Genomic DNA, 26,635 nt, shown 5'->3' on the forward strand with positions numbered 1-26,635 from the left:
GGGGTGGATGCGCTACCCTCGACCGGCCAGGTGGATGATGAATTGGCTCCGCGCTGCTCGTCTGCTCTTCGCGCTCTTGCTCGTCGCGTCCGCCGCCCTGATCGCGTGCTGGCGCACGGGCGCTGCGGGGCATGCGAGCAAGACTGCCCTGGTATCCAAGGAGGCTGTGACGATGTCGGACAGAAGCTATCGCAAACCGTCGGATGAGGAGCTGCGCAAGCGGCTCACGCCGCTCGCGTACGAGGTCACCCAGCACGACGCGACCGAGCCGCCGTTCCGCAACGCCTTCTGGAACAGCCACGAGGCGGGCCTCTACGTGGATGTCGCGAGCGGCGAGCCGCTCTTTTCATCGGTCGACAAGTTCGAGTCGGGCACCGGCTGGCCGAGCTTCACCCGCCCCATCGAGCCGGAGCGGGTCGTGGAGCGCTCCGACAGGGCCCATGGGATGGTCCGAACGGAGGTGCGCTCCAAGGCCGGCAACTCGCACCTCGGGCATGTCTTCGAGGACGGGCCTCGGCCGAGCGGGCTGCGTTACTGCATCAACTCTGCGTCCCTCCGGTTCATCCCGCTGGATCGCCTCGAGGCCGAGGGCTACGGCGCCTACCGTGCCCTGTTCGAGGGGCGGAGCGGCGCGCCGGCGGAGCAGGCCGGCGCGAACGCCTGCGCGCTCCCGGCGCCTGGAGAGGCGGCCGGCTGCAAGACGACGCTGGAGACGGCCGTCCTGGCGGGCGGCTGCTTCTGGGGGATGGAGGAGCTCCTCCGGCAGATCCCCGGCGTCCTCGAGACGGAGGTCGGTTATGCCGGCGGCCGGACGAAGGAGCCGACCTATGAAGACGTGAAGACCGGGGTGACGGGCCACGCCGAGGCGGTGCGCATCGTCTTCGATCCAGCGAAGCTGTCGTATGACGAGCTGCTCGAGAAATGGTTCTTCCGCATGCACGATCCGACGACGCAGAACCGCCAGGGCAACGATGTCGGCACGCAGTACCGCTCGGCCATCTTCGTCACGACGCCCGAGCAGCGCCGCATCGCCGAGGAGGTGAAGGCGCGCGTGGGGCAGGGCGGCAAATGGCGCGCGCCGATCGTCACCGAGATCGTGGAGGCCGGACCGTTCACCCGCGCCGAGGAGTACCACCAGAAGTACCTGGAGAAGTCCCCGGGCGGGTACACGTGCCACTACATGCGCGATTGACGCGGCGACGCGCTCAGCGGTTCGCGATGTGGATCGCCGCGCCCATGGCGTGGGCGGCGGCTTCCATCAGCGACTCGCCGAGGGTCGGGTGGGGGTGGATCGTGAGCGAGATGTCCTCGAGGAAGGCCGCCATCTCGAGCGAGAGGGACGCCTCGCTGATCATCGTGCTGGCCTCCGGTCCGACGATGTGGACGCCGAGCACCTGCTTCGTCTTCTTGTCGGCGACGATCTTCGCGAACCCCTCGGTCTCGTTCATGGCCATGGCCTTGCCGAGCACCGAGAACGGGAACTTGCCGACGACGACCTCGAGGCCCTTCGCCTTCGCCTCCGCCTCGGTGAGCCCCACCGTCGCGATCTCCGGATCGGTGAAGATCGCGCCCGGGATCGCGACCCAGTCCTTCGCGGCCTTGTGCCCCGCGATGACCTCGGCGACGATCTCGCCCTCCTTCGTCGCCTTGTGCGCGAGCAGGGGCGGTCCGCTGACGTCGCCCACGGCGTAGATCGACGGCACGTTGGTGCGGCACGTCTTGTCCGTCGGGATGAACCCGCGCTGATCGACCGTCACGCCGACCTTCTCGAGGCCGAGCCCCTTCGAGCTCGGCCGCATGCCGACGGCGACCAGCACCGTGTCGACGACGATCGTCTGCTCCTTGCCCTCGATCTGGATCTTCACCCCGACCGAGCCGTCCTTCTGCTTCTCGTACCCGACCGCCTTGGCGTTCTTGTGGATCGTGCCGCCGCGCTTCAGGATCTTGCGCTCGACGAGCTTTGTGCAGTCGGGGTCGACGCCCGTGAGCAGCTCCGGCAGCGCCTCGACCACGGTGAGCTGGGAGCCGAACGCCTGGTAGACCATGCCGAGCTCGAGGCCGATGACGCCGCCGCCGATCACGAGCAGCCGCTTCGGGATGCGGCGCAGGCTCACCGCCTCCTTCGCGCCGATGATCGCGTCGCCGTCGAACTTGAACGTCGGGATCTCGATGGTGGTCGAGCCGGTCGCGATGACGATCCCCTTGGTCGCCTCGATCTGCTCCACCGAGCCGTCCGGCAAGGTCACGTCCACGCGCTTCGGCCCGACGATCGTGGCGGTGCCGGTGAGCAGGTCGGCGCCGTTGCCCTTGAGCAGCGACCTGACGCCGCCGGTGAGCTTCTTGACGATGCCTTCCTTCCAGTCCTGCATCTGGTTGGCGTCGAGCTCGACGCCGCTGACCTTGATCCCCATCGCGGCGCCGGCCTGCGACTTCTCGTAGAGGTGGGCGGCGGAGATGAGCGCCTTGGAGGGGATACAGCCCCAGTTGAGGCAGACGCCGCCGGGCTGCTCCTTCTCGATGCAGAGCGTCTTCTGCTTGAGCTGAGCCAGCCGGATGGCGCAGGGGTAACCGCCGGGGCCGGCTCCGATCACGATTGCGTCGTAGGTCTTCATCCTTGTCCTTGTTGTGCGCTTCGGAGACTGGGATTAGGGGCGCCGGGGTCCGTCAGGCAAGCCCCTCGCTGACCAGCCCTGAGGCCGCGCCCGCGAGCCGTACCCTGGGTGCCCGGGGCTTACACGACCTCGCACCGAGGGGAAATCCCTCCCGTGGTCAGCGTCCGCCGCCGTGCGCGGGCGCTTTCGGGGAGCGCAGGAGCTCCGCGCGCTGATCGCGCAGGTGCCAGGGCAGCTCCGCGTAGACGTCCTCGAACAGGGTCTCGCGGGCGGGCGGGTCCATCGCCTCGACCTCCGCGACGGCGGCGGCGATCTCGGCGTTGAGCTCCGCCTCGAGGGAGGCCTCCGCGGCGTCGTCGAGGAGACCGCGGACGGCGAGGTGACGCCCGAGGCGCAGCAGCGGGTCGCGCTGCGTCCAGCGATCGACCTCCTCCTGCGACCGGTACCGGCTCGGGTCGTCGCTCGAGGAGTGCGCGCCGACGCGGTAGGTGAGCGCCTCGATGAAGCTGGGGCCGCCGCCGGCCCGGGCCCGCGCGACCGCCTCGGAGACGGCGCGGTAGACGGCGATGACGTCGTTGCCGTCGACCCGCACCGACGGGACGCCGTAGGCCCGCCCCTTGATGGCGATCGTCCTGGAGGCCGTCTGCCGGTCGGTCGGCACGCTGATCGCCCAGTGGTTGTTCTGGCAGATCATCACGCAGGGCGCCTTGAAGACCCCGGCGAAGTTCATCGCGCTGTGGAAGTCGGGCTCGCTCGTCGCGCCGTCGCCCATGAACCCCACCACCACCGTGCTGTCGCGCCGCAGCTTCGCGGCCCACGCGGCGCCGACCGCCTGCGGGATCTGCGGGCCGATGCAGCTCGACCAGGACACCTGGTTCACCTGCCGGCCGCTCATGTGAGACGGCATCTGGCGCCCCTTGAGGAGGTCGCCCGAGTTGCCGAAGATCTGGGCCACGTACGTGCGGAGCGGGAAGCCGCGCACCAGCATCATCACGCTCTCGCGCAGCGCGGGGAAGATCCAGTCCGTCGGATCGAGCGCGAGCGCGGTGGCGATCGGCGTCGCCTCCTGGCCGGTGCACGCGCCGTAGAAGCCGACCCGCCCCTGCCGCTGGAGCAGGAGCATGCGCGCGTCGAGCAGCCTGAGGCGCTTGATCTCGCGGTAAGTGCGCAGCAGCAGCGCGTCGGTCAGGCCGGGATCGGTCGCCGGATCCAGCGATCCGTCGTCGCGAAGGACGCTGAGCAAGCCCTCGTCGTCCCCCTCCCCCGCGCGGGGCGGCGGCGCGTCGGCGGGCCGGGTCGAGGCGCCGGGCGGCGTGGCTTCCAGCTCGCTCATGACCGGACCATACCGCGAAATGGCGGCGATCGCGGCCCCTTCGGCTCGCCGGCGCGAGCCCGCCCACCCCGGTCGCCCGCCGGAGCGAAGCGGCTCACGCGCCTCGCGCCGCGCTCAGCCGAGGAGGACGCGGAACATCCGCTTGCTGTCGGAGAGGTAGTAATAGGCGGCGCGGTCGGCGTCGCCCATCAGATCGAGGATGGCGCGCTCCATCTGATCCGGGCTCAGCGTGTTGGACACCTCCCAGGTGCTGGGCGTGACCTCGTCGCCCTGCCACGGTCCGGCGCACAGCGCGACGAGGCGGGCCCGGTTCGCCTCGTCGGCGATCGAGAAGGTGAGGATGTAATCGTGGTTGACGAAGCCGCTATAGAGCTTGTTGTCACGCGGCATCTGGGTTCTCCCTGTCGTGGGCGCGACGCGCGGCGGCGCCTCGTGCTGCGGTCGTCGGATCGGCACCCTCGCACCAGCGCCCGCGGCGACGGCGCAGGTCGGGTGCGTCTATGTTTTCACCGCGGGCCGGGCGGCAGCGGAGCGGCCGCGTCCTCGTCGTCGTCCTCCTGCTCGGGGCGGCGCGCGCCGAGCGTGAAGACGTGCAGCACGACCAGGCTCGCGCCGAGGAACACCTCCGACCGGCCCACGAGCTCGGCGCGGCGGTGGGCGCGCTCGAGCTCCATGCCGAGCTCCCCCTCGCCGCGCCGGGCGCCCTCGCGGTGGAGCGCCGCGATGCGGGGGGTGAGCGCCAGGCCGACGTACGCGGCGCACCCGGCCATCACCATGGCGATGACCCGGCGCACGCGGGCCGCGCGGCGCGCGCCCTGACGGCCAGCCGCCCAGGTGCGCGCCACCTCCGCGCCGAGGAGGATCACCGCGGCGCCGAGCGCGAGCTGATCGAAGCGGGCGAAGGCCGCGCTCATCGCGTCGCCGGAGAAGGGGGTCGGGGTGAGCCGGAAGACGAACGGGGCGGCGCAGGCGCCCAGCGCCACGAGGCCGCCGGCCCAGGCCCCCGCCGCGAGCGCGGCCACGCTCGCGGCCGCGCGATCGATCAAGAAGCGGCGCGACGCGGCGCGCTCCTCGGGGCTCGGGGCGAGGTCGGCCTCGCTGAACTGGGCTTCGTCGTTCATGCCTCCACCTCGGAAGCGATGGCGGCGAGCGCCTCCTCGACGGCCCCCTGATCGGCCTTCCGCTCGTCGCCCCGCATCGCCGCGATCGCCGCGCGGGCGGTCGCGAGGCGAGCGCGACCGGCGGCGGCGACGGCGAGCGTGCGCCGGTGGCGGTCCCACGCGCCGAGCTCGCTCAAGATCTCGCGGATCGCGCGCTCGTGGCCCATCCGCGCGAGCGCGACGCGCGCGTGCCAGCGCAGCGGGTCCCGACCGAGGCCGAGCCTCAGCCCGAAGACGCGCCGCTCGAGCGCGCTCCGGGAAGCGGAGAGGCCGAGCTCGCCGCAGAGCTCGATCGCGGCGGCCTCGTCCTCGTGGTCGACCCCGCGGAGCTTGCCACCCACGACCTCGACGAGCACCGCGTGGCCCGCCGGATCGCCGAAGCGCGCGGTGACGACCGCCGCCGCTGCCCGGACGAGCGGCGACGCGTGGCCGAGCAGCGCGCTCGCCCGCGCCAGGCTCGACGGAGGGAGCTCGCCGTTGAGCTCCCCCAGCTCCTCGAACATCCGCAGGGCGATGTGGCAGACGAGCGGATCGTCGTCGTGCGAGGCCTGCATGACGGCCTCGAGCGCATCGGCCGGCTCGGCGCAGACACGGGGGAACGCGATCACCGCCTGGAAGCGGACCTCGGGCCGCTCGTCCGAGAGGGCGCGCCGGAGCCGCCCCGTGGCGCGCGCGTCGCCGATCTCGCCGAGCGCCGTGATCGCCATCTGCCGGACGTTGGGATCCACGTCCTCGACGGCGAGGAGCAGCGCGGGCAGCGCCTCGACGGCCTTCGTGTCGGCGAGGGCGATGGCCGCTGCCGCGCGCACCGCCGCGTGCCCATCGGCGCGCAGCGCGCCCTCGATCGCGCGCAGGACCTGCTCCCGCGCCTTGGCGGCATAGGGGACGAGGTCGCTCACCGCCTCCACGCGCACAGCGGGCTTCTGCGAGGCGACGTCGCGCAGCGCAGCCTCGAACGTCCTCTTCGCGGGAGCCGATCCGAACACGCGGCCCACGCTAGCACGGTCGACGCGCGACGCCGGACCGCACCGCGCCGCGCTCAGCCGCCGCCCTCGCCCCCCGAGCCGCCAGCACCGCCCTCGCCCCCCGAGCCGCCAGCACCGCCCTCGCCCCCCGAGCCGCCAGCACCGCCCTCGCCCTCCGAGCCGCCAGCACCGCCCTCGCCCCCCGAGCCGCCCTCGCCCTCCGGCGTGTACGGAGTCCACGCGGGCTGCTCAGGAGCGGCCCCGCAGACACCGGGCCCGCTCTCGACATCGCCCGACGGCTCGCCGGGCGCGCTCGGGGTAGAGGACGGATCCGGCAGGCATGCCTTCGAGCTCTCCGGCTCGGAGTCGACGATCGCGGCGTTGCGCTCGCCCGGCGGTATCGCCGCGGCGCCCCGGATATCGCCCAGCGCGACGCACGAGTAGCCGCTGCGGCAGTCGTCGTCGTCGTCGCAGGTGGCCATGCAGAACGTCCGCTCGAAGCGCGGCCAGCGGACGTTCTCGAGCTCGCCGCACGCCTGATCCAGCACCGGGTTGAACGCGACGCAGACGCTGCTGCCGTAGCAGCTGTCCGGCTCGCAGTTGAAGACCGTGCAGTAGCCGCCGGGCTGCGTGCCATCGCAGAAGAGCAGCTGCTCTTGCTGCGCGCAATCGAGCGACGTGATGCACGCATCGCCGATCTGCGGGCCGCATCCGGCGAGCAGCGAGAAGGCGCCGAGGACGACGAGCAGGAGGGCGGGCCCGGTGAGGCGAAGCATCGAGGAGGGCCGCTTAGTACCGGCAGGGGCGCCCGCGCGCAAGCGTGCGCCGGCGTCGCCGCGCGGAACCTGCGCCCACTTCCGCCCGAATTGACACCGTGCGGTCAGGCCTCTAGAAACGAGCGGACCGGGGTTGACCCGGAGAATGAAGCGAAGGCCATGGCGACTTACATCACCGAAGACTGCATCAACTGCGGCGCCTGCGAGCCGGAATGCCCGAACGAAGCCATCAGCGAGGGCGATGAGATCTACGTGATCGATCCGGAGCTCTGCACGGAGTGCGTCGGCTTCTACGACCACGAAGCGTGCCAGGCCGTGTGCCCGGTCGAGTGCTGCCTGCCCAATCCGCAAATCGTGGAGACCGAGGAAGCGCTCATCGCGCGCGCCATCAAGCTGCACCCGGACGATGCCGAGCTGCAGAAGCGGGCCGCCGCCAACGACTACCCCTCGCGCTTCCGCAAGTAGAGCAGCTTTTCGAGCCCCCTCGCGTCGCCTCTCGGGCCGCGCTCCCCATGTCTCCGCCGGCACCGTCGGTTCAATGCCGCGCCCGGGTCACACCGTGATCCGGCGCTGGGTCGCAGCGCTCCTCGCAGGCGCCTGCGCGGGCTGTCATGGCAGCGGTCCGCTGCTCCATCCGGCCCACGTCCTCCGTCCGGGCAACGTGAGCTTCGGCGCGGGCCTATCGGGCGACCTGATCGTCGCCGGAGCGACGGCCGCTCCGCCGGAGGCAGGCGCGAGCGCCGGCGACCCGGCCGCGACGGAGGGCGCCGCGCGGCGGAAGCTCTCCGAGATCACGGTGTCGCCGGGCGTCGCGCCCTGGGCCATCGCCCGCGTCGGGATCGACGGCGGGAACGAAGCCGGGCTGACGTACACGGGGCGCGCCCTCCGGCTCGACGGGCGCCATGAGTTCCCGCTCGGCGAGGCGTCCCTGTCGCTCGGGCTCGGCGCCTCGGCGCTCTTCGCGGGCGCTCCAGGCCCGAGCGCGGGCTCGAAAGCCGCGGGGAGCGACGTCTACGGCGCGGGGCTCGACGTCCCGCTCCTGCTCGGCTTCCGGTCGGACGCGGATCTCTTTGCGCTCTGGCTCGGTCCGCGGCTCGGGCTCGAGCTCCTGGGTGGCGAGGTGCGGCTGCCCGCCGGCTCGGCGACCCAGGGGCCCCTCGTCGACGCATCGGGCCAGCACCTCCGGGTCGGGTTCGTGCTGGGCGTGCGCGCCGGGTTCCGACACGTACATGTCGCCCTGGAGGCCACAGCGACGTACCATCACGCCACGGGCCGGATTGGCGGGGCTCCGGTCGCCCTCGATCAGGGCACCGTCGCCCCGGGCGGCGGCCTCACGGTCACCTTCTGACCTGGCCGTAAAGAAGCGGATTTCGCGCATTTTCTGTGGCCAGCGCAGGCGCTTGCCCGGCCGGAGGACCGGCCTTAGACTTGGATCTATGCGTCCCTACGGCGCCCTCTCCACCTCATGCCTCCTCGCCGTTGCGGCTCTCGTCGGCTGTTCGGCGCCTGTCGCGGGCGACGCGGCCGACGTCAACGGGGTGGTCACCCAGGGGGTCGTGCGCGTCGAGCGCGCGATCAACCTGAGCCGGGACGCCGCTACCGCCCCCAGCGAGCTCGACGACGCGGCGCTGCCGGTCGCGGCCGACGAGAGCGCCTCGTCGGTCACCAACGTCCTGGCGAAGTTCATGCGCCTCTCTTCCGCGATGGATCCCGAGCTCGCCGAGGGGGCGGTCGGCCAGGCGTTCGTCCTCCCGGCCGCCGGCAGCTGCATGGTCCTCTCGCCCGCCGCCGAGGATGACGCGGCGAGCAGCTTCAGCTCCCTCAGCCCGATCGAGCTCCTCGACGCGGGCGACGTGACGATGCGGACCGACAGCACCAAAATGCCGCTCGCCGCCCGCGCATTCCCCGACGTGGGCGCCCTGGTCTTCGGCGTGTTCTACACGTCGCGCGACGCCACAAGCGATCTGCCGGCACCGGCGCGGTACGTCTTCGAGAGCTCGGGGTCGGGGCAGCTCGACCGGTTCGCCTTCGAGGCGGACGCCCCCGCCGGTCCCGAGGACGTGCGGGTGGGCGACGCCGATCTGGCCGACTTGGTCGAGCTCGACGCCGGGGTCGGCGCGATTGTGCAGTGGCGCGCGGACGAGGGCGGTGAAGCCGGCCAGACGCGCGACGTCATCTACATCGACGTGACCTCGGCTCACGGCGCGACCGTGCGGTGCGCGTTCAAGGACACGGGGAGGGGCGTGATCCCGGGCTCCTTGCTGGATCCGTCGACGCTCGGCCCCCTGCCCGCGAGCGCGACGCTCGCCGTGCACCGCACGCGGCAGGTGCCGTTCAGCGCCTCGGGGATCGATCTCGGCGAGGTGCGCTTCGACCTCTCCGTGAACGGCCGCGCGCGCATCGCCGCGCACTGACGGTTGGACGGCCGACCTCGGGGTGGCGTACGAGGACCTGCGACGGCGCGCGGACGAGCTCGCCGCGATCGGGCAGCGCGAGCGCGGCGCCGCGCTCCTCGTGGCGGCCGGCGATCGCGCGGGCGCGTCGGAGCTGCTCGAGCGGGTCTGCGATTTCGCCGGCGCGGCCAGGGAGGCGCTCGCCGCCGAGGACCCGGCCCGCGCCGCGCTGATGGCCGCGCTCGGCGGCGACGACGCGCTCGCGCGCGAGGCGCTCGACGAGCTCTCGATCACGGCGCCCCGGGACGCCGCGCTGCGCGTCGCCGCCGACCTCGCGGCGCGCGGGTTCCCCCGCCACGCCGGCGCGCTGTTCGCGGCGCTCGGCGCCCACGCCGCGGCAGCGGAGGCGTTCACCGCGGCCCAGGACGCGCGCCGCGCCGCCGAGAGCTTCGAGCTCGCCGGCCGCCCCGCGGATGGCGCGCGCGTGCTCGAGGCCGCGCTCCGCCGCCGCCCGGGCGACGCGGCGGCGTGGCTCGCGCTCGGCGAGCTCCTCGCGCGCCACGGCCGCACCGAGGCCGCGGTGCGGGCGCTGCAGCATCTGCCGCCCACCTCCGCGGAGCGCGCCCGCGCGCTGCCGCTGCTCTGCCGCTGCCTGGGCGACCTCGGGCTCGAGGACGCCGCGCAGACCGTGCGCGACGAGCTCTCCCGGCTCGACCCGCGCGGCCAGGAGGCGCTCTCGTCGCCGGCCGTCGTTCCCGGCGGCCCCGCGGCGGCGCCCTCTCCTGCGGGCGCCGCGCCCGCCGGGCCGCTCCTCTTCGGGCGCTACGAGACCCTGCGCGACGTCACGGCCACGCATCACGCGCGCGTGGTGGAGGCGCGCGACCGGATCACGGCGGAGCGCGTCGCCGTGAAGATCTTCGCGGGCGCGGCGTTCGGAGCGGGCCGCGACGCGCTGCTCCGGTTCGAGCGCGAGGCGCGGGCCCTCGCCCAGCTCCGGCACCCGAACGTCGTCGCGCTCCGCGCCTATCACCCCGAGGGGCCCGCGATGGTGCTCGCCTGGATGGCCGGCGGCTCCCTGATCGAGCGGCTCCGGGGGGAGCCGGTCGCGCCCGCGCGCGCCGTCGAGATCGCCTGCGCGCTCCTGTCGGCGCTCGGCGAGGCGCACCGGCTCGGCATCCTTCACCGCGACGTGAAGCCGAGCAACGTGCTCTTCGACGAGATCGGGACGGCGCACCTCGCGGACTTCGGGGCGGCGCACCTCGGCGATCTCTCGACCACCGCGACGGCCGGCGCGATCGGGACGTTCGCGTACATGTCGCCGGAGCAGCGGATGGGGCGACCGGCGACGCTGGCGAGCGACCTGTACGGCGCCGGCGCGGTGCTCGCCGAGCTGCTCACCGGAGAGCCGCCCGCGCCCGCCGTGGGCGGGCACCTCGATCCGGCGCCGAGCGAGATCCACCCGGATCTCACGGCGGCCCACGACGCCATCGTGGCGGCGCTGCTCGCGGAGGACCCCGCCGCGCGCCCGGCCGACGCGTTCGAGGCGCGGCGCGCGATCACCGCGCTCCCCTGGCCGGAGAGCCCGCGGCCGCGGCGGTCGCGCGCGAGCGCCCGGCCTCGGTCGAGCGAGGCGCCGCCCTCCGCGACGACGCGGCTCGCGGCGACGCTCGAGGTCGGCGACGGCCGGGACACGGAGGGGCGATGGCGCGACGCCTGGCTCGATCGCGACGTGCTCGTGCTGCAGCTCGACGACGCGACCCTCGCCCGGGCCCGGGCGTTCGCGCGCGCCGGCCACCCGGCCCTGCCGTCCGTCCTGCGGGTCGACCTCGCCGCCGGCGAGGTCTGGGTGGCGCCGCCCCAGGGCCGCGCGCTCGCCGACGAGGGCCGCGCCCTGACCAGGGGCCAGCGGGCGCGCCTCGGCGAGGCCATCGCGGCGCTCCACGGGGCGGGGGGCGCGCACGGGTGCATCGACGGCCAGCACCTCTACCTGCACGACGGCGAGATCGCGCTGGCCTACCCGCGCGAGGCTGCCGGCGGCGTGGAGGAGCTGGCCGCGCGGGATCTCGCCGCGCTCGAGGAGCTCGACAGGAACGCGCTGGACGAGCCCTAGAACGCGCAGGTGTCGTACTCGCCGTCGGCTCGCTTGGTGATGTCGTAACAGCAGTAGTCGCCGTCGAACTCGGGCTCGCTGTCGACCGACTGGACCTCGCCGCCGCAGGTGGAGCCGCCGAAGTAGTCGAGCGCTTCCTCCTGAGAGGGGCACTCCCCCTCGAGCTCGGTCCACTCGAAGCACCCGACCTTGTCGCACCCCGTCGTCGCGAAGGAGAGCGCCAGGGCTGCGAGCGGAAGGGCCCGGACCGGACAACGCGCAAGGGCCGAACGGATCGTCGAGATCATGGATTCTCCCGGAGTCGGGCGCTGCTCGCGCCGCGGGCGAGCATACTCCGGTTCGGACGAAGCCGGCCGTCCTGGAGAGACGTCGGGCGCGCGGAGCAGGCTTACGTCACGCGGTGGCGCACAGCATCGCGCGCCGCGACGGACGCCGCGCCGCCTGGTCGAGCCGCGCCGGCTGGAGTACACGACAGCATGACGACGGGAGCGCAGGGGGCCCGGGGGGTGCGCGCGCCGCGCGGGAGCGAGCGGAGCTGCAAGGGGTGGATCCAGGAGGCGGCGCTCCGGATGATCCACAACAACCTGGATCCGGAGGTCGCGGAGCGGCCAGACGACCTCGTGGTCTACGGCGGTACCGGGAAGGCCGCGCGATCGTGGGAGGCGTTCGACGTGATCGTCCGCGAGCTCCGGGAGCTCGAGGACGACGAGACGCTCCTCGTGCAGTCGGGCAAGGCGGTGGGCCGCTTCCGCACGCACCCGGACGCGCCCCGCGTGCTCCTCGCGAACTCGAACCTCGTGGGCCGGTGGGCGACGTGGGACGAGTTCCGGCGGCTCGAGGCGCTCGGCCTGACCATGTACGGGCAGATGACCGCGGGCTCCTGGATCTACATCGGCTCGCAGGGCATCGTGCAGGGCACCTACGAGACGTTCGTCGCCGCGCGCAAGGCGCACGCGGCGCGCGCCCCGGGCGGCGGCCGCTGGGTGCTCACCGCGGGGCTCGGCGGCATGGGCGGCGCGCAGCCGCTCGCCGCGACCATGGCGGGCATCGCCTGCCTCGGCGTCGAGATCGACCCGGCGCGCATCGAGAAGCGGCTCCGCACCCGCTACGTCGACGAGCGCATCGACGACCTCGATCGCGCCCTCGAGGCCGTCCTCGAGAGCGTCCGACGCGGGACGCCGCGCTCGATCGCCCTCTGCGGCAACGCCGCCGACGTCTACCCGGAGCTCGTCCGCCGCGGCGTCACGCCGGACCTCGTCACCGAGCAGACCGCGGCGCACGATCCGCTCGTCGGCTACGTCCCGCCGGGGCTCACGCTGGAGCAGGCGGCGGAGCTGCGCGCCCGCGACCCCTCGGCGTACGTCGCGCGCGCGAAGGCGGGGATGCGGATCGAGGTCGAGGCGATGCTCGCGATGCAGCAGCGCGGGGCCGAGGTCTTCGACTACGGCAACAACATCCGGACCTGCGCGATGGAGGCGGGCTGCCAGGACGCGTTCGCGATCCCCGGCTTCGTGCCGGCGTACGTGCGCGAGCTGTTCTGCCAGGGCAAGGGCCCGTTCCGGTGGGTCGCGCTGTCGGGCGATCCCGAGGACATCCTCGCCACCGACCGCGCGGTGCTCGAGGCGGTCCCGGGCGATCCCGACCTCCGGCGCTGGATCGAGCTCGCGGAGCAGAAGATCGCGTTCCAGGGGCTCCCGTCCCGGATCTGCTGGCTCGGCTACGGCGACCGCGCGAAGGTCGGGCTCGCGTTCAACGAGCTCGTGCGCACCGGCCGGGTGAAGGCGCCGCTCGTGATCGGGCGCGACCACCTCGACTGCGGGTCGGTCGCGTCCCCGTTCCGCGAGACCGAGGCGATGAAGGACGGCTCGGACGCGATCGCCGACTGGGCGATCCTCAATGCGCTCGCGAACACGGCCGGCGGCGCGTCGTGGGTCAGCTTCCACCACGGCGGCGGCGTCGGGATCGGCAACTCGCTGCACGCCGGGATGGTGATCGTCGCCGACGGCACCGAGGCCGCCCGGCGGAGGCTCGAGCGGGTGCTCACCATCGATCCGGGGATGGGGATCATCCGGCACGCCGACGCGGGATACGAGACGGCGATCCGCGTTGCAGACGAGAAGGACGTCCGGGTGCCGCACCGGACGATGTGAGCGCGCCGAGCAGCGCGGCGCATACGAGCCATGTCGCAGGGCCACGATCGCCCCGAGGCGCTCCGCTCTCGCGCGGGCGTCAGCCTCGCGAGGCGCGCGGCTTTCCCTTCCTCGGCGGCCGGGCATCGACGGGGAGCGGCGACGCCCCCGCCGGCTCCGGCGCGCCCCTGAGGCCGCGCAGCCGCGCGATCTCCTCCGTGTAGCCGCGCCGCTCCTTGGAGAGCGGCGGCAGCTCGACCACCGCCGGCACGCGCGCGAGCCGCGCGTCGTTCGCGAGGCGCCAGAACGGCACGAGCCCCATCTCCCCGTCGCCGATGCGCTCGTGCCGATCGAGCCGCTGGCCGAGCGCCGCCTTCGAGTCGTTCACGTGCATGCACCGCAGCCGATCCATGCCGAGCAGCCGGTCGAAGTCGCCGAAGAACCGCTCGTAGCCGGCCTCGCTCCGGAGATCGTGCCCCGCCGCGAAGGCGTGCTGCGTGTCGATGCAGACCCCGAGCCGCGCCCCCTCCGGCCCGGCGCGCTCGATCATCGCGGCGATCTGATCGATGCGGTCGCCGAGCGTCGACCCCTGCCCGGCCATGTTCTCGATGCACAGCCGCGCGCGGAGCCCCTTCCCCCGCGAGAGCACGATCGCGAGGCTCTCGCCGATGCGGTCGAGGCCGGCCTCCTCGCCGAGGCCGCGGTGCGCGCCCGGATGGAACACCACGAAGTCGATCCCGAGCGCGTCGCACCGCGCGAGCTCCTGGAACAGCGCTTCCCGCGAGCGCTCCAGGATCGAGGCGTCGTCGGAGCACAGGTTGATGAGGTAACTCGCGTGGGCGAGCGTGGGGCCCGCGCCGGCCCACGCCGCGCGCGCGGCGCGAAACGCGGCGATCTGATCCGCGCTCAGCGCGGGCTCCCGCCACTGGCCCGAGACCTTGGTGAAGATTTGCAGCGCCTCGCAGCGGTCCTCCCCCGCCAGCGCGATCGCGCGGTAAAGGCCGCCGGCCACGGACTCATGCGCCCCGAAGATCATCGGCCGCACTGCTTGGGTCGCGTCCCCCGCGCCGACAAGTCATTCCGCCGAACACGCCCGATCTGCCACGTCGCCCGCCGGCCACGCGCGAATGCGATCGCCGGAACACGTCGTCGGATCCTCCGCAACGACCCCGATTCTGCGAGCAAACGTGCGAGCAAACCCCGTGCCTGAAGGGCGCGAACCCCGGTTCGCGGCACCTCACCCTTGACGCGTTCCGGCCCAGGCGCGAATTGAGCGGCCTTCCTGGAGTCTCGATGAGCCATATGGGTGTTACGAACGGAGCCGGCGCCCGAGGGGCGGAGCCGGGTGGAGCCAAGGGCGAGGAAACCGCGGCGGTCCCGCCGCTGGTGCCGTCTCAGGTGTTCGCCGGCAAGCGGCTCGTGGTGGTCGGAGGCACCGGGTTCCTCGGCAAGGTCTGGCTGGCCATGCTGCTCGCCAGGTTCCCGGAGATCGACCACATCTACCTGCTCGTCCGATCCAAGGAGAACCAGTCGCCGGAAGAGCGCTTCTGGTCGCAGATCGCGACCTCGCCGGTGTTCGACCCGATCCGCGAGCAGCACCCGGGGCCCGCCTTCGAGGAGTACCTGCGGCAGAAGATCACCCCGATGAACGGCAACGTCGGCCTGCCGCTGCTCGGGCTCGACGCCCGCGTCGGGGAGCTCACGGGCAAGATCGCCGCGGTCGTGAACGTGGCCGGGGTCGTCGACTTCAACCCCCCGCTCGACGAGGCGCTCGAGGTCAACGCGTTCGGCATCAGCAACATCGTCGAGCTCGCGCGGACCCTCGGGGCCAAGGTGATGCACACGAGCACCTGCTTCGTCGCAGGGTACCGCTCCGGGCTCATCGAGGAGAACCACCCGGCCGAGATCCCGTTCCCCCGCGCCGCAGGCGAGACGTGGTTCGGCGCCGCCTGTCCGAAGCGCACGCTCGATCGATCGCACTGGGACCCGCAGCGCGAGATCAGCGAGTGCCTCGACCTCGTGAAGCAGGCGCGCCAGCGTTGCGAGGACGCCTTCCGGCAGAGCGCCTTCCTCGACGAGGCCAAGGCCAACCTGGCTGCGCGCGGCGAGCCGGGCCGCGGCAGCGCGCTCGACAACGAGCTCGCCAGGGTGAAGCGCAAGTTCATCAAGGACCGGCTCGTCGAGGCCGGCAAGGAGCGCGCGCTCTTCTGGGGGTGGACCAACATCTACACCTACACGAAGAGCATCGGCGAGCAGGTCCTCGCGAGCTCCGGGCTCCCCTTCACCATCGTCCGCCCCGCCGTCGTCGAGACCGCCGTCGAGTTCCCGTTCTGCGGCTGGAACGAGGGGATCAACACCTCGGCGCCCTACCTCTACCTCGCCTCGAAGGGGCAGGTGCAGTTCCCCGGCGACCACGACGTGCGGCTCGACCTCATCCCGGTCGACATGACCGCGAGCGGCATGATCGCCTCGCTCTGCGAGCTCATCGAGGGCCGCGCGGCCGCCGTGTACCAGTACGGGACGACCGACACGAACGGCTGCCGCGTGGACCGCTACCTGGAGCTCGCCGGGCTCTACAAGCGGCGGCAGGTCTTCGAGGGGAAGAAGACCTCGCTCTTCGACATCGTGTCCTCCCGCTTCGAGCCGCGCGGGCTGAGCCGGCAGCAGTACAACGCGCACGGCGCGCGCGCCATCGAGGGCGCGCTCCGCGGCCTGGGGAGCCTGCTCAAGACGGCGAGCGTCGGCCCCGCCGCCGCCCTCCTCAAGCCGGCCACCGCCGCGCTGGAGAACGCCGCCAGGGCCGAGCAGAAGACGGCGGCCCTCCTCGAGGTCTTCATGCCGTTCGTCGCGGAGGCGGACTGGGTCTACTCCTGCGCCAACACGCGCGCGGCGATGGCCCGCATGCCGCCCGAGGAGCGGGCGCGCTTCGTCTGGGCGCCCGAGAAGATCGACTGGCGCGACTACATCTGGAACGTCCACCTGCCCGGCCTGGAGAAGTGGGCCTTCCCGCTCATGGAGAACATGCTCCGCCGGGAGATCAAGGCGCTCCGGCCCTACGACAGCCTGGTCGACCTGCTCGACGAGGTCGCCGAGCGCTTCGATCATGCGCTCTCGCTGCAGCGGATCGAGCAGGACGGGCTCTCGCGCACGAGCTACCGCGAGCTCCGCGACGCGGCCTGCCAGACGGCCGCGCGCCTCGCCGCGCTCGGCGTCCGCCGCGGCGATCGCGTGGCGCTCTCCGGCGCGAACCAGCCGTCGTGGCCCGTCGCCTACTTCGGCATCCTCCGCGCAGGCGCCGTCGCCGTCCCGGTCGACCCGGGGCTCGACGCGAGCGCGTTCGCGGCCATCGTCCGCTCGTCGACGGCGAAGGTCGTCCTCTGGGACAGCGACGTCGAGGAGAAGCTCGGCGCCGAGGTGCGCGCGGCGCTGCCGAACCTGTACGCCTTCGACCTGGTCGGCTTCGCCGAGGGCCGCGTGGCCGGCCTGGGACCGGCGTCCGGCGAGGGGCTCGCGCCCCCGGACGTGCGCGTGGGCAGCGACGACGTCGCGAGCATGGTCTACACGAGCGGCACGACCGGGGAGCCGAAGGGCGTGCTGCTCACGCACGGCAACTTCACGGCGCTCCTCGCCTCCCTCGCCCCGCTGTTCCCGCTCAGGGCGAGCGACCGCGTGCTCAGCGTGCTGCCGCTCCACCAGACCTTCGAGGTCACCTGCGGCCTGCTCCTGCCGCTGTCGCAGGGCGCGCGGATCATCTACCTCGACGAGGTCTCGGCCGACGGGGTGAGCGACGGGCTGAAGAGGGCCCGCATCACGGCGATGGTCGGCGTGCCGGCGCTCTGGCAGATGCTGGAGCGCCAGATCGTCGCCCGGGCGAAGGAGCAGGGGCCCGCCGCGGCCGCCGCGTTCAGCTGGGCCATGGAGCTGAACCGCATGCTCGGCAAGCGCTTCGGGCTGAACATGGGGCGGCTCTTCTTCGGCAACGTCCACGAGGCGCTCGGCGGCAACGTCCGGTTCCTCATCTCCGGCGGCGCGGCGCTCCCCAGGGACACGGCCGCCGTGTTCAAGGGGCTCGGCCTGCCGCTCGCCGAGGGCTACGGCCTGACCGAGGCGGCGCCGCTCCTGACCGTCGCCAAGCCGTCGCCGACGGTGAGCCCGGGGAACGTGGGCAAGCCGATCCCCGGCGTGCAGATCAAGATCGCGAACCCGGACGCGAACGGCGTCGGCGAGGTGCTCGCGCGCGGCCCCAACGTCATGAAGGGCTACGCCGACGACCCCGGCGCGACCCAGACCGCGCTCGACGCGGACGGGTGGCTGCACACGGGCGATCTCGGCAAGCTCGACAAGCAAGGGCGGCTCGTCCTCGTCGGCCGGCAGAGCGAGGTGATCACCGCGGCGAAGGGCGAGAACGTGTACCCGGCCGACGTCGAGCGCCTGCTCGGCAAGGTCAAGCACATCAAGGAGCTCGCGATCGTCGGGATCGACAACGGCCGCGGCGGCGAGCAGGTCGCCTGCCTCGCCGTCCCCACGGCGCCGAGCGCGAAGGACGGCGGCGGCGAGGCGCTCGCGTGGGCAGCGCAGCACGAGCGCGCGCTCGATGCGCTCCGCACGGCGATCCAGGCGCTGCCCAAGCCGTGCCACCCCATGGCCCTGCACCTCCACGACGCCGAGCTGCCGCGCACCGCGTCCGGCCAGGTGAAGCGCTCCGAGGTGAAGGCGATCGTCGCGCACCTCGCCGCCGAGGCCGCCACGGCGTCCGAGGCGGGCGCGGGGGCGCTCGCGCACGACGCCGGCGCCGCGCTCGCGGAGCCGAACGCGCACAAGCCGGGCGAGGAGCCCATCCACATCCCCCGCCCCGTGGCCGACTTCGCCAAGCACTGGATGAACAAGGTCCAGTCCGGCTTCTACGGGAACCTCATGCGCCCGAAGGTCTACGGGCGCGCGTTCATCCCGCACAACCGCAACACGATCGTCATCTCGAACCACGCGAGCCACCTCGACATGGGGCTCGTGAAGTTCGCGCTGGGCAGCTACGGCGATGGCATCGTCTCGCTCGCCGCCCAGGACTACTTCTTCGAGGGCAACCGCTGGCGGCGCGCCTACTTCGAGAACCTCACGAACCTGGCGCCCTTCGACCGCAAAGGCGGCCTCCGCACGGCGCTGCGCCAGACCGGCGAGATCCTCGACCGCGGGCGGACCGTGCTGCTCTTCCCCGAGGGCACGCGCAGCTCCGACGGCAGCATCCTGGAGTTCAAGCCGGCGATCGGGCACCTCGCGCTCACGCACAACGTCGACATCCTGCCCCTCTACCTGGGCGGCACCTTCGAGGCGCTCCCCAAGGGGCGCAGCGTCCCGATCCGCCGCGACCTCGTCGCGCGCATCGGGCCGCCGCTCGAGATCGGCGACCTCCGGCGGCTCACCGCCGGGATGAAGTACGCGGTGGCCTGCCGCAGGGTCGCGGAGCTCACGCAGCTCGCCGTGATCAAGCTCAGGGACGGCGGCGCGCTCGACCTGCGCCGGGTCGAGAACATCGACCAGGCCGCCACCACGAAGGAGCACCCGCTCACGGTCCTGTTCCGCGAGCTCGAGGCGAAGTACGTGGCCGGGCGGGTCACCCAGCCGATCACCTACTACGTCACGCTCGGGGCGGAGGAGGAGGCGAAGTGGACGCTGCGGATCGAGCCGGCCAGCTGCGAGGCGCGGATCGGCAAGCCGAGCCAGCAGGCCGACTGCGTCCTCAAAACAACGCCGGAGATCTTCACCAAGATCGTCCGCGAGGCCTACACACCGAGCCCGATGGAGTTCATGACGGGCCTCGTGAAATCGAACGACATCTCCCTCCTCCAGACCTTCCAGAAGGTTTTCGACCTCGCATGAGCCGCTACCTCGTCACCGGCGCGACCGGTTTCCTGGGCTCGCACCTCGTCTCGGCGCTGCGCGGGGCGGGCCACGACGTCGTGGCGCTCTGCCGGGCGGAGGCGCCCGCGCTCGCCGAGCAAGGCGTGTCGCTCCGCCGCGGAGACATCCTCGACGCGGCGTCGGTCCGCGGCGCCGCCGAGGGCTGCGAGGGGCTCTTCCACTGCGCCGGGCGCGTCTCGCGGCGCCGCGAGGACGCCGAGATGCTCTACCGGACCCACGTCGAGGGGACCAAGATCACCCTCGACGCCTGCCGCGACGCGGGGGTGAAGCGCGCGGTGATCGCGAGCACGAGCGGCGTCGTCGCGGTGAGCACGGATCCGAACGACGTCCGCGACGAGACGGCCGAGCCGCCGATCGAGCTCATCGCCGGCTGGCCCTACTACCGCTCGAAGCTGTACGCCGAGCGCGCGGCCTTCGATCGCAACGGGCCCGGGTTCGAGGTCGTCGCCATCAACCCGAGCATCCTGCTCGGCCCGGGCGACGTCCACGGCGCGTCGACGGGGGACGTCGTGAGCTTCCTCGAGCGCCGGCTCCCCTTCACCCCCGCGGGCGGCCTCTCCTTCGTCGACGCCCGCGACGCGGCGCAGGGCATGGCGCTGGCGATGGAGAAGGGCCGCCCGGGCGAGCGCTACCTGCTCGGCGCCGCCAACATGAGCCTGGACGTCTTCTTCCGCCGCCTCTCGCGCATCTCGGGCGTCCCGGCCCCTGCCCTGCGGCTGCCGCGGAGCATCGCGCTCGCCAAGGCGGGCGCGCACCTCATCGAGCGGGCGCGGAAGCGGCTGCCGTTCGATCTGCCGATCGACCCGGTGTCGGCCGCGATGGGCCAGCACTTCTGGTACCTCGACGCGACGAAGGCGCGGCGCGAGCTCGGCTGGACGCCCCGCGACCCGCTCGAGACGCTCGCGGACACCGTCGCCGATCTGCGCGCGCGCGGCGTGGTCTGGCCGCAGGCGTAGGCGGCGCGGCGTCGTATCGGGCGGCCTGACGCGGCTCAGACGGCCCGGCGCAGGGGGGTCGGCGGGAACAGGTCCTTCATGTCGAGCGGGAGCTGACCGCGGAACCCCTCGATCTCGCCGGCGGACACGCTGTCCGCGACCGCCTCGCAGATCGCCTGCAGCACGAAGCCGGCGGCCTCGCGGTCCATGCGGAGCTCGCGCGCGAGGTCGGCCTCGATGGTCGCGGTCGTGATGCGCTTGTCGGGCCCGTCGAGGAACGGCTCGAGCGACGGGTGGAGCTTGGAGGGGAGCTGCGCGATGAGGTGGCGCGCCTCCTGGGGCGTCACCCGGCGGCAGAGGCAGCCGAGGGCGATCTGGAGCGCGAGCTCGGCGCGGTCGCGCTGCTGGAGGCCGCTGTGGCGCTCGACGGCGTGGAGCAGACGGCCATAGGCGCTGTCCGCGCGCGCCTTGCGCCGGGTGAGGGCCCGAACGCGGCCGTGCGAGCGCTCCGGGCGCGCGGTCCCCTCGGGGTGCGTCGCGCCCTCCGGCTTGAACCGGGCGGCCACCTCGAGCTGCGCCCTGACGATCGAGCCGGCGGTCGCGGCGTCGATGACCCCGTCGGCGAGCAGGTCGTCGAGGGTCACGAGGCCGACGGGCCGCCCTTGCTCGGTCACCGGCACCCGGCGACACGCATGCTCGCGCATGGTGCGCACGGCGTCGTCGATCGACGCGTCGACCTCGACCGTCACGATCTCGTCCGACATGATGTCGCGCAGCATCGTGCTGCGCGCGTCGAGGTCGCCTGCCACGATCTCCAGCGCGATGTCACGATCGGTCACGATGCCGGTGAGGCGCTGGCCATCGTGGACCAGGACCGAGCCGACGTGGTTGTCCATCATCGCCCTCACGGCGTCGTAAGCGGTCGAGCGCGGGCTCAGAACGATCATCCGCGGGCGTCGGTACTCTTCGAGCGACATGGCGAGTCCCTCCCCTGGGCAGCGTCTTCGCGTGTGAACATGCGCGCGTGCGCGCGTGCGTCGAGGACACAGCTAGCCAGAACGGTACCAACCGAGAGGGCGCGGCTGCCCTCGCCCGGCGGTCGCGGGTGACTCTCGTCGCTTTAGTAAATGTTATTTAGTAAATAACTCGCCGGCGGCGCGCCGACCCGCGCCGCTGGCGCTCAGCGCGCCTGCTTGGCCGCCGGCGCGACGGGCACGAGCCTCACCATCCGGTGCAGGAGCCCGTCGACCCGCTGCAGCCAGCTGCGCCAGGCGGCGTACTGGTCCACCGGGAGGGTCGAGCGGTCGATGATCACCCGCTCCTTCACCACCACCGCGTTCTTGCCCGGCACCTTCGCGAACGAGATCGTCGCGCGGCCGAACTCGCCGCCGTCCTCGTCGCCGCCCGGCGGGAGCTCGGCGAACGCGTACCCCGCGGGGGCGACGATCGTGATCGTCCGGTTGTGGTGCCGCGGCGCGATGCTCGGCGGCAGGACCACGGGCAGCGTGCGCTTCACGAGCGGCGCGAGCTGCGACGTCAGCGTGGACGTGCCCGAGAGCGGCACCGCGAGCTCCGCGCCCTCGCGGCGGGCGAGCCCCTCGGAGCGCGCCTCGTACTCGAGGGACGCCGCCCCGTGCGCGAGATCGGCCTGGAACGCCACCTTGGGCTTCACGTCGACGGTGGGGAACCAGCCGTACGCGAGGTACTGCTCGACCCACTGCGCGCGCGCGTCGGCCTCCGCCAGGTTCGACCGGAGCTCGAAGGCCGCGTCGCCGATGTGCCGCTCCTTCGCGACGAGCTCGCCCGCGCCGGAGGGGAGCAGCGCGATGGTCCAAGCGGCGTCGACGCCGTGATCGGCCGGCGAGCTCGCCGGCGTCTCCACGATCTTCGGCGGCCCATCGTCGACGAACAGCGCCAGCGTGCGCGCATCCATCGCCGGCAGCGGCCCGAGCCGGCTCTGCGGGCTCGTCGCGTCGAGCCACAGGCCCGGCGCGCCTCCTGTGCCCGGGAGGTACGCGATGCCGTGGTCGAACACCGGGATCGCCGCCACCTCGCTTCGGAGCAGCGAGGGCTGGCCCGTGTACCGCGTCTGCACCAGCACCTCCGTCGCCTCGATGCCGATCGACTTGAGCAGCGTGATGAGCAGCATCGCCTTGTCGTCGCAGTCGCCCTGGCGCCGCGCCAGGAGCTCCTGCGGGCGGTTCGGCAGCCACCACTCGCCCGAGACGAAGTTCACGTAGCGGATGTCGTCGGCCACGAAGTCGAAGAGCGCGCGCAGCTTGTCCTCGCGCGTGGTCTTGCCCTTCGTGAGCTCGGCGGCGAGCCGGCGGACCTGATCGTCGGGCTCGGTGAAGCCGGCGATCGCGCCCCGGTACCACTCCCGGAAGTCGTGCCAGCCGTGGAACGTGGAGCCGACGACGACCGGCAGCACCTCGGCGAGGTGCGGGGCGAGCGGCTCCTCGGGCACCTCGGGCGGGTCGTCCCAGATGAACCGCGTCACCTGGCGGCCGTCCTTCTCGGACCGGAGCACCCGCTCCGCCTTGCCGTTCAGCACGTCGATCGCCAGGGGATCGCTCTTCGGCGAGTCGACGACGACCTCGTTGTAAAGGATCGGGCGCGTGTCGGTCGAGCCGACGTAGTCGATGAAATAGAACGGCGCGTCGCCCCGGCGACCGACGGGGCCCGGGGTCCACGCGCGCACCGCGACCTCGACCACGTCGCCGGTCTCGAGCTTGGGCCAGCGCACGAACGGCCGCTGCCCGCCCGCGCCCTGCTCGTCCGGCGGCGAGACCGTGCCGTCCTTGCGGTGCACGCGCGCGAACAGGAGCTCGGTATCCTCCGCCTCGGCGGGGATGTCGCGCTCGTAGAGGTCCTGATCGGTGCGCGGCTCGATGACGATCTCGCGCGCGTAGTGCATGAGCTGCGAGACGCGCTTGTCCGGGTGGTACGTCACGACGCGCACCCAGTGGAGCTGCCGGTCGGCCACCTCGCCCTTCCGCGCCGGGGTCTGCCGCCCGCGCGCGAGGAAGACGCCGGGCGCGACGAGGTGCTGCTCGTCACGCATGCGCCGCCGGTCCGGCGCGCCGGCCGCGCCCTCGCCGAGGCGGAGCGCGAGCTCGGCCTTGAGGAACGGATCGCCGGGCGCGAGATCGCGCGCCCGCGAGAGCGCGCCGTGGGCGAGCGCGGCCGCCGCGGCGCTCGCGTCGCCCTGCCGGACCGCGGCGAGCGCCTGGAACGCGGCGGGCTGGTTCGGCGCGACCTGCGCGGCGTACGACAGCACCTCGCGCGCCCACGCGACGCGGCCCGCGTCGTGGAGCGCGCGGCCGATGCGGATGACGTCCTCGGCCGACGTCTGCTGCGCGAGCGCGCCGGCGGCCGAGAGCTCCAGCGCGGCGCCGCCCTCGGGCTCGAACGCGAGCACGTAGCGCGCGCCCCGCGACTCGGGCGCGATCTCGGCGAGCCGGCGCGCGGCCTGCAGCTCGAGCGACGGGTCGAGCCGGGCCGCGGCCGCGATCTCCTGCCAGACGACGACCGGCGTCCGGTCCTTCTGCTCGCGCAGGACCGCGAGCAGCTCCTCGAGCCCGGCCCGCGTGAACCCCGACGTCCCGAGCTTCTTCTCGACGAGCCCGCGGAGGACGCGCGCCTCGGGGTCGCGCGCCGAGCGCAGCGGGTCCTCGCGCAGCGCGGCGGCCGCCCAGTCGACGCGGTCCGAGGCGAGGTGCGCCGCGACGAGCCGGCGCTGCGCGAAGGCGGCGGTGGCCCGGTCCTTCTCGGCGAGGCCGCGGGCGCGCGCGGCCTCGAGCCAGCCGCTGCGGTTCGCGCCGAACGGGGACACCCACCCCGCCAGGGCGAGCGCGTCGGCGGAGATCCCCGGAGCCCGCGTCACGCGGTCGAGCAGGCCGGGCGCGCGGGGCGATCGCTGATCGTCGGCGCCCCCGAGCGTGCGCGCCACGACGGACGTGAGGGTCTGATCCAGGGGCTGCGCCGCGCCCGCGTCGAGCGCCCTGTCGAGCGCCGTCGCGACGGCGGTCGCCGAGCGTACGCCCGGGGGCGCGGCCGGGGGCAGCGCGAGCCTCGTGAGGTCCGACGAGGTCGCGAGCGCCACCGGCCGGCGCTGCTCGTCGGTGAAGCGCACGCGGACGCGCCCCTCGTCGGAGACGGCCCCGGTGCACACCTTGAGGGCGAGCAGGTGATCGCCCGCGGGCGCCTCGATCCGCGCGGCGATGCGGTCGAGCACGAGGCGCTGGTGGGCGGCGTCGCTCGCGGCCACGTCGGCGCCGTCCCACGCGATCCGGACGGCGCCGGTCGCGGCGACGTGGGCGAGGATCGGCTTGCGATCGAGCGCGGCGGGGACGGTCACGCGCGAGGCGAGGTAGGTGCAGCTCTCGGCGCGGGGATGGATGTAGAGGTCGAGCGGCACGCCGCGCGCGGTCGCCGCGGCGGGCAGCACCCGGCGCCACGCGACGTCGTACACGCCCCAGGCGTAGCGGGCGCTCATGTCCGAGAAGCGCTGGCCTTCCGCCTCGGGCCCCTCGCGGCGCGCGAGCCCGCCGCCCGAGTTGTCCTGGAATGGCCCGAGGATGGCGAACGCCTTCACGAGCCCCGAAGGGTCCGGGGGCGCGTCGTACGAGACGGCGCGCGCGCCGGGCCACGTCGGCGCCGGCGGCTCGGGGGCGAGCGAGGCCGCGAGCCAGCGGGCCTCGTCGGCGAGCGCCGAGGGCGACGCCGCGATCTGCTCGAGGCCTTCCCGCGCGCGGCCCTGCGCCGCGCGATCGGAGAGGGCCGCCGCGATCACGAGCCCGGCGAGCGCGTCCTCGCCGCCCCGCCGCGCCCGGGCCAGCGCGGCGCCGAGCATCTCGTCGGGCGTCGCGGCGGTCCACCGCAGCGCGGGCGCGATGCGCGAGCGCTTCTCGGTCGCGCGCGCGCTGCCCGCCGCCGGCGCGCTCGGGTCGACCTTCGCGCCGCTCGGGCGCCGCGCCGGCGCGCTGCCCGCCGCCGGCGCGCTCGGGTCGACCTTCGCGCCGCCCGGGCGCGGCGCCTGCGCGTTGCCCGCCGCGGGAACGACGGCGATCGCGAGCAGCGCCGCGATGCATCCGCCCCGGCGCGCCGCGCGCCCCCCGCGTCGATCTCGTCCTCGTCGATCGCGTCGATCGCGTCGATCTTCCCCCGGCGAGCTCCGCTCCATCGATCCTCGCTTCCAGGCCACGGCATAGCGCGTGCCCGATCGCGGCGCGAGCGCGGCGATCGGCGCGCTGGGTTGCGCGGAGCGGCCGCCCCGCGGCGTGAAGCCGTACGCGAATTTGGCCGGCGAGCGCGCGGCCCACTAGCCTGCTCCCATGCGCCGCGCGTCACGATGGGTGCTCTCGGCGGTGATGGCCCTGACCACGCTCACGGCCTCGCCAGCGTCGACCTTCGCCCGCGACACAAAGGTCGAGTGGAAGAGCGTCGACGTGACCGCAGGCGAAGGCCAGGCCCGGCGGGCGCGCTCGCTGCGCGGCATGCTCTCCAGCGCCGCGAAGAAGGCGGACTTCGGCAAGGCGCGCTCGGTCGTGCTGAGCGCGCGCGTCGTCGAGTTCACCTCGGCCACGCGGGGCGACGTCCACCGCGTGAGCTGCACCATCGTCGGCCGCGTCGTCGGCGGCCCCACCGCCCGCTCGCGCATCTCGTTCGGCGGCAGGCCGTCCGAGCGACAGGCGCTGGAGAAGCAGGTGCTCACGATGGTCGCCAACGGCGTCGTCGGCAGGCTCGCCTCGATCGTCCGCGCCCGCGCCGAGGCGCGCGACTGAGCCGACCGGCCCCGCGCGCGAGGTCGCGCCGCGCTCGACCTCCCCCGGGATCTGGATTACACGGCCCGCACATCATGGAACTGGACCGGATGGTGAGCGAGCTCTTCCAGGAGGAGGAGCTCGCCCGCGAGATGGCGAGGAAGCTGATGGCGATGGCGCAGCGCTCCGCGGACGAGGCGACCGCCGAGCGCGGGAGCCTGCTCACGTTCCTCCGCGGTCCGATGGAGCGGCACATGCGCTACGAAGAGGCCGCGATCTTCCCCCATTTCCAGGCCCGCGGGCTCACCGAAGAGGTCCAGGTCGCGCTGAAACAGCACGCCGCCGTGCGCGAGGCGACCGAGGCGCTGGCGAGCGTCGCGCAGGCCGACGTCGCAAGGAGCATCGTCAATGTGGCCCGGCTGCTCCTGCACCATACAAATTTCGAGGGCGACTACATTTATCCGGAGCTCACCCGCGACGAGTGGCGCGAGCTGATGCAGGAAACCGCTCGTCAGGGGATCTGAGGTGGCACGCAGGAACT

At 73.4% G+C, this 26,635-nt stretch carries 20 protein-coding genes; 10 read left to right on the forward strand and 10 right to left on the reverse strand.

The window, feature by feature from the left end; all coding sequences use genetic code 11:
- Nucleotides 1–34 precede the first annotated feature (34 nt).
- Entirely contained in the window at nucleotides 35–1,192 is a 1,158-nt protein-coding gene (locus WMF36_RS41450) for a bifunctional methionine sulfoxide reductase B/A protein (protein ID WP_437582026.1), read from the forward strand.
- A 13-nt stretch (nucleotides 1,193–1,205) separates the two neighbouring features.
- Here the strand turns inward: WMF36_RS41450 and lpdA are convergent, their stop codons facing one another.
- From lpdA to WMF36_RS41480, 6 genes are all read right to left on the reverse strand, one after another.
- Nucleotides 1,206–2,612 (reverse strand): dihydrolipoyl dehydrogenase, encoded by a 1,407-nt coding sequence (gene lpdA, locus WMF36_RS41455; protein WP_437576342.1) that lies wholly within the window; start codon nucleotides 2,610–2,612, stop codon nucleotides 1,206–1,208.
- Nucleotides 2,613–2,769: 157 nt separating this feature from the next.
- Nucleotides 2,770–3,945, reverse strand: a complete 1,176-nt coding sequence (locus tag WMF36_RS41460; protein WP_437576345.1) for a thiamine pyrophosphate-dependent dehydrogenase E1 component subunit alpha — start codon at nucleotides 3,943–3,945, stop codon at nucleotides 2,770–2,772.
- A gap of 114 nt (nucleotides 3,946–4,059) precedes the next feature.
- A complete protein-coding gene (locus WMF36_RS41465) occupies nucleotides 4,060–4,335 on the reverse strand; it encodes a hypothetical protein (RefSeq protein ID WP_437576346.1) in 276 nt (91 codons plus the stop codon).
- 116 nt (nucleotides 4,336–4,451) lie between these two features.
- Nucleotides 4,452–5,066: a DUF4149 domain-containing protein gene (locus tag WMF36_RS41470; protein WP_437576349.1), complete on the reverse strand. Its 615-nt coding sequence runs from the start codon at nucleotides 5,064–5,066 to the stop codon at nucleotides 4,452–4,454.
- Nucleotides 5,063–6,091: a HEAT repeat domain-containing protein gene (locus tag WMF36_RS41475; protein WP_437576350.1), complete on the reverse strand. Its 1,029-nt coding sequence runs from the start codon at nucleotides 6,089–6,091 to the stop codon at nucleotides 5,063–5,065. The genes WMF36_RS41470 and WMF36_RS41475 overlap by 4 nt, the downstream gene beginning before the upstream one ends.
- 53 nt (nucleotides 6,092–6,144) lie before the next feature.
- A complete protein-coding gene (locus tag WMF36_RS41480) occupies nucleotides 6,145–6,846 on the reverse strand; it encodes a hypothetical protein (RefSeq protein ID WP_437576352.1) in 702 nt (233 codons plus the stop codon).
- Nucleotides 6,847–7,005: 159 nt separating this feature from the next.
- Between WMF36_RS41480 and WMF36_RS41485 the strand changes: the two genes are divergently transcribed.
- From WMF36_RS41485 to WMF36_RS41500, 4 genes are all read left to right on the forward strand, one after another.
- A complete protein-coding gene (locus WMF36_RS41485; protein WP_437482514.1) occupies nucleotides 7,006–7,311 on the forward strand; it encodes a YfhL family 4Fe-4S dicluster ferredoxin in 306 nt (101 codons plus the stop codon).
- A gap of 94 nt (nucleotides 7,312–7,405) precedes the next feature.
- Nucleotides 7,406–8,194, forward strand: coding sequence for a hypothetical protein (locus WMF36_RS41490; protein WP_437576353.1), 789 nt, complete (start codon nucleotides 7,406–7,408; stop codon nucleotides 8,192–8,194).
- A gap of 88 nt (nucleotides 8,195–8,282) precedes the next feature.
- A complete protein-coding gene (locus WMF36_RS41495; protein ID WP_437576355.1) occupies nucleotides 8,283–9,260 on the forward strand; it encodes a hypothetical protein in 978 nt (325 codons plus the stop codon).
- 22 nt (nucleotides 9,261–9,282) lie between these two features.
- Complete coding sequence (locus WMF36_RS41500) at nucleotides 9,283–11,349, forward strand: protein kinase domain-containing protein (RefSeq protein ID WP_437576356.1); 2,067 nt, start codon at nucleotides 9,283–9,285, stop codon at nucleotides 11,347–11,349.
- On the opposite strand, the gene WMF36_RS41505 is transcribed toward WMF36_RS41500, so the two are convergent.
- Complete coding sequence (locus tag WMF36_RS41505) at nucleotides 11,346–11,636, reverse strand: hypothetical protein (RefSeq protein ID WP_437576357.1); 291 nt, start codon at nucleotides 11,634–11,636, stop codon at nucleotides 11,346–11,348. The two genes, WMF36_RS41500 and WMF36_RS41505, sit on opposite strands and share 4 nt — an antisense overlap.
- Nucleotides 11,637–11,825: 189 nt before the next feature.
- On the opposite strand from WMF36_RS41505, the gene hutU reads away from it, so the two are divergent.
- Nucleotides 11,826–13,499 carry a urocanate hydratase gene (gene hutU / locus WMF36_RS41510; RefSeq protein ID WP_437576358.1) on the forward strand — a complete coding sequence of 558 codons (1,674 nt, stop codon included), beginning with the start codon at nucleotides 11,826–11,828 and terminating at the stop codon, nucleotides 13,497–13,499.
- Nucleotides 13,500–13,578: 79 nt separating this feature from the next.
- Here the strand turns inward: hutU and WMF36_RS41515 are convergent, their stop codons facing one another.
- Nucleotides 13,579–14,514: a deoxyribonuclease IV gene (locus tag WMF36_RS41515; protein ID WP_437576359.1), complete on the reverse strand. Its 936-nt coding sequence runs from the start codon at nucleotides 14,512–14,514 to the stop codon at nucleotides 13,579–13,581.
- Between the two features lie 266 nt (nucleotides 14,515–14,780).
- Between WMF36_RS41515 and WMF36_RS41520 the strand changes: the two genes are divergently transcribed.
- Entirely contained in the window at nucleotides 14,781–19,352 is a 4,572-nt protein-coding gene (locus tag WMF36_RS41520) for an AMP-binding protein (protein WP_437576360.1), read from the forward strand.
- A complete protein-coding gene (locus WMF36_RS41525; protein WP_437576361.1) occupies nucleotides 19,349–20,350 on the forward strand; it encodes an NAD-dependent epimerase/dehydratase family protein in 1,002 nt (333 codons plus the stop codon). Before WMF36_RS41520 ends, WMF36_RS41525 begins: the two co-directional genes overlap by 4 nt.
- 35 nt (nucleotides 20,351–20,385) lie before the next feature.
- Here the strand turns inward: WMF36_RS41525 and WMF36_RS41530 are convergent, their stop codons facing one another.
- Entirely contained in the window at nucleotides 20,386–21,306 is a 921-nt protein-coding gene (locus tag WMF36_RS41530) for a CBS domain-containing protein (RefSeq protein WP_437576362.1), read from the reverse strand.
- A 203-nt stretch (nucleotides 21,307–21,509) separates the two neighbouring features.
- Nucleotides 21,510–25,514 (reverse strand): transglutaminase domain-containing protein, encoded by a 4,005-nt coding sequence (locus WMF36_RS41535; protein ID WP_437576364.1) that lies wholly within the window; start codon nucleotides 25,512–25,514, stop codon nucleotides 21,510–21,512.
- A gap of 151 nt (nucleotides 25,515–25,665) precedes the next feature.
- Between WMF36_RS41535 and WMF36_RS41540 the strand changes: the two genes are divergently transcribed.
- On the forward strand, nucleotides 25,666–26,115 hold the full coding sequence (locus WMF36_RS41540) for a hypothetical protein (protein ID WP_437576365.1): 450 nt from the start codon (nucleotides 25,666–25,668) through the stop codon (nucleotides 26,113–26,115).
- A 74-nt stretch (nucleotides 26,116–26,189) separates the two neighbouring features.
- Nucleotides 26,190–26,618 carry a hemerythrin domain-containing protein gene (locus WMF36_RS41545; RefSeq protein WP_437576366.1) on the forward strand — a complete coding sequence of 143 codons (429 nt, stop codon included), beginning with the start codon at nucleotides 26,190–26,192 and terminating at the stop codon, nucleotides 26,616–26,618.
- Nucleotides 26,619–26,635: the final 17 nt, after the last annotated feature.

The sequence above is a fragment of the Sorangium sp. So ce887 genome, from assembly GCF_051521455.1.
GTDB lineage: Bacteria > Myxococcota_A > Polyangia > Polyangiales > Polyangiaceae > Sorangium.

Coding starts and splice junctions, on each gene's coding strand:
- WMF36_RS41540 (WP_437576365.1), top strand. CDS start 25,666: ATGCGCCGCGCGTCACGATGGGTGCTCTCGGCGGTGATGGCCCTGACC.
- WMF36_RS41450 (WP_437582026.1), top strand. CDS start 35: ATGATGAATTGGCTCCGCGCTGCTCGTCTGCTCTTCGCGCTCTTGCTC.
- WMF36_RS41505 (WP_437576357.1), bottom strand. CDS start 11,636: ATGATCTCGACGATCCGTTCGGCCCTTGCGCGTTGTCCGGTCCGGGCC.
- lpdA (WP_437576342.1), bottom strand. CDS start 2,612: ATGAAGACCTACGACGCAATCGTGATCGGAGCCGGCCCCGGCGGTTAC.
- WMF36_RS41480 (WP_437576352.1), bottom strand. CDS start 6,846: ATGCTTCGCCTCACCGGGCCCGCCCTCCTGCTCGTCGTCCTCGGCGCC.
- WMF36_RS41465 (WP_437576346.1), bottom strand. CDS start 4,335: ATGCCGCGTGACAACAAGCTCTATAGCGGCTTCGTCAACCACGATTAC.
- WMF36_RS41470 (WP_437576349.1), bottom strand. CDS start 5,066: ATGAACGACGAAGCCCAGTTCAGCGAGGCCGACCTCGCCCCGAGCCCC.
- WMF36_RS41545 (WP_437576366.1), top strand. CDS start 26,190: ATGGAACTGGACCGGATGGTGAGCGAGCTCTTCCAGGAGGAGGAGCTC.
- hutU (WP_437576358.1), top strand. CDS start 11,826: ATGACGACGGGAGCGCAGGGGGCCCGGGGGGTGCGCGCGCCGCGCGGG.
- WMF36_RS41535 (WP_437576364.1), bottom strand. CDS start 25,514: ATGGAGCGGAGCTCGCCGGGGGAAGATCGACGCGATCGACGCGATCGA.
- WMF36_RS41460 (WP_437576345.1), bottom strand. CDS start 3,945: ATGAGCGAGCTGGAAGCCACGCCGCCCGGCGCCTCGACCCGGCCCGCC.
- WMF36_RS41525 (WP_437576361.1), top strand. CDS start 19,349: ATGAGCCGCTACCTCGTCACCGGCGCGACCGGTTTCCTGGGCTCGCAC.
- WMF36_RS41515 (WP_437576359.1), bottom strand. CDS start 14,514: ATGATCTTCGGGGCGCATGAGTCCGTGGCCGGCGGCCTTTACCGCGCG.
- WMF36_RS41530 (WP_437576362.1), bottom strand. CDS start 21,306: ATGTCGCTCGAAGAGTACCGACGCCCGCGGATGATCGTTCTGAGCCCG.
- WMF36_RS41520 (WP_437576360.1), top strand. CDS start 14,781: ATGGGTGTTACGAACGGAGCCGGCGCCCGAGGGGCGGAGCCGGGTGGA.
- WMF36_RS41485 (WP_437482514.1), top strand. CDS start 7,006: ATGGCGACTTACATCACCGAAGACTGCATCAACTGCGGCGCCTGCGAG.
- WMF36_RS41495 (WP_437576355.1), top strand. CDS start 8,283: ATGCGTCCCTACGGCGCCCTCTCCACCTCATGCCTCCTCGCCGTTGCG.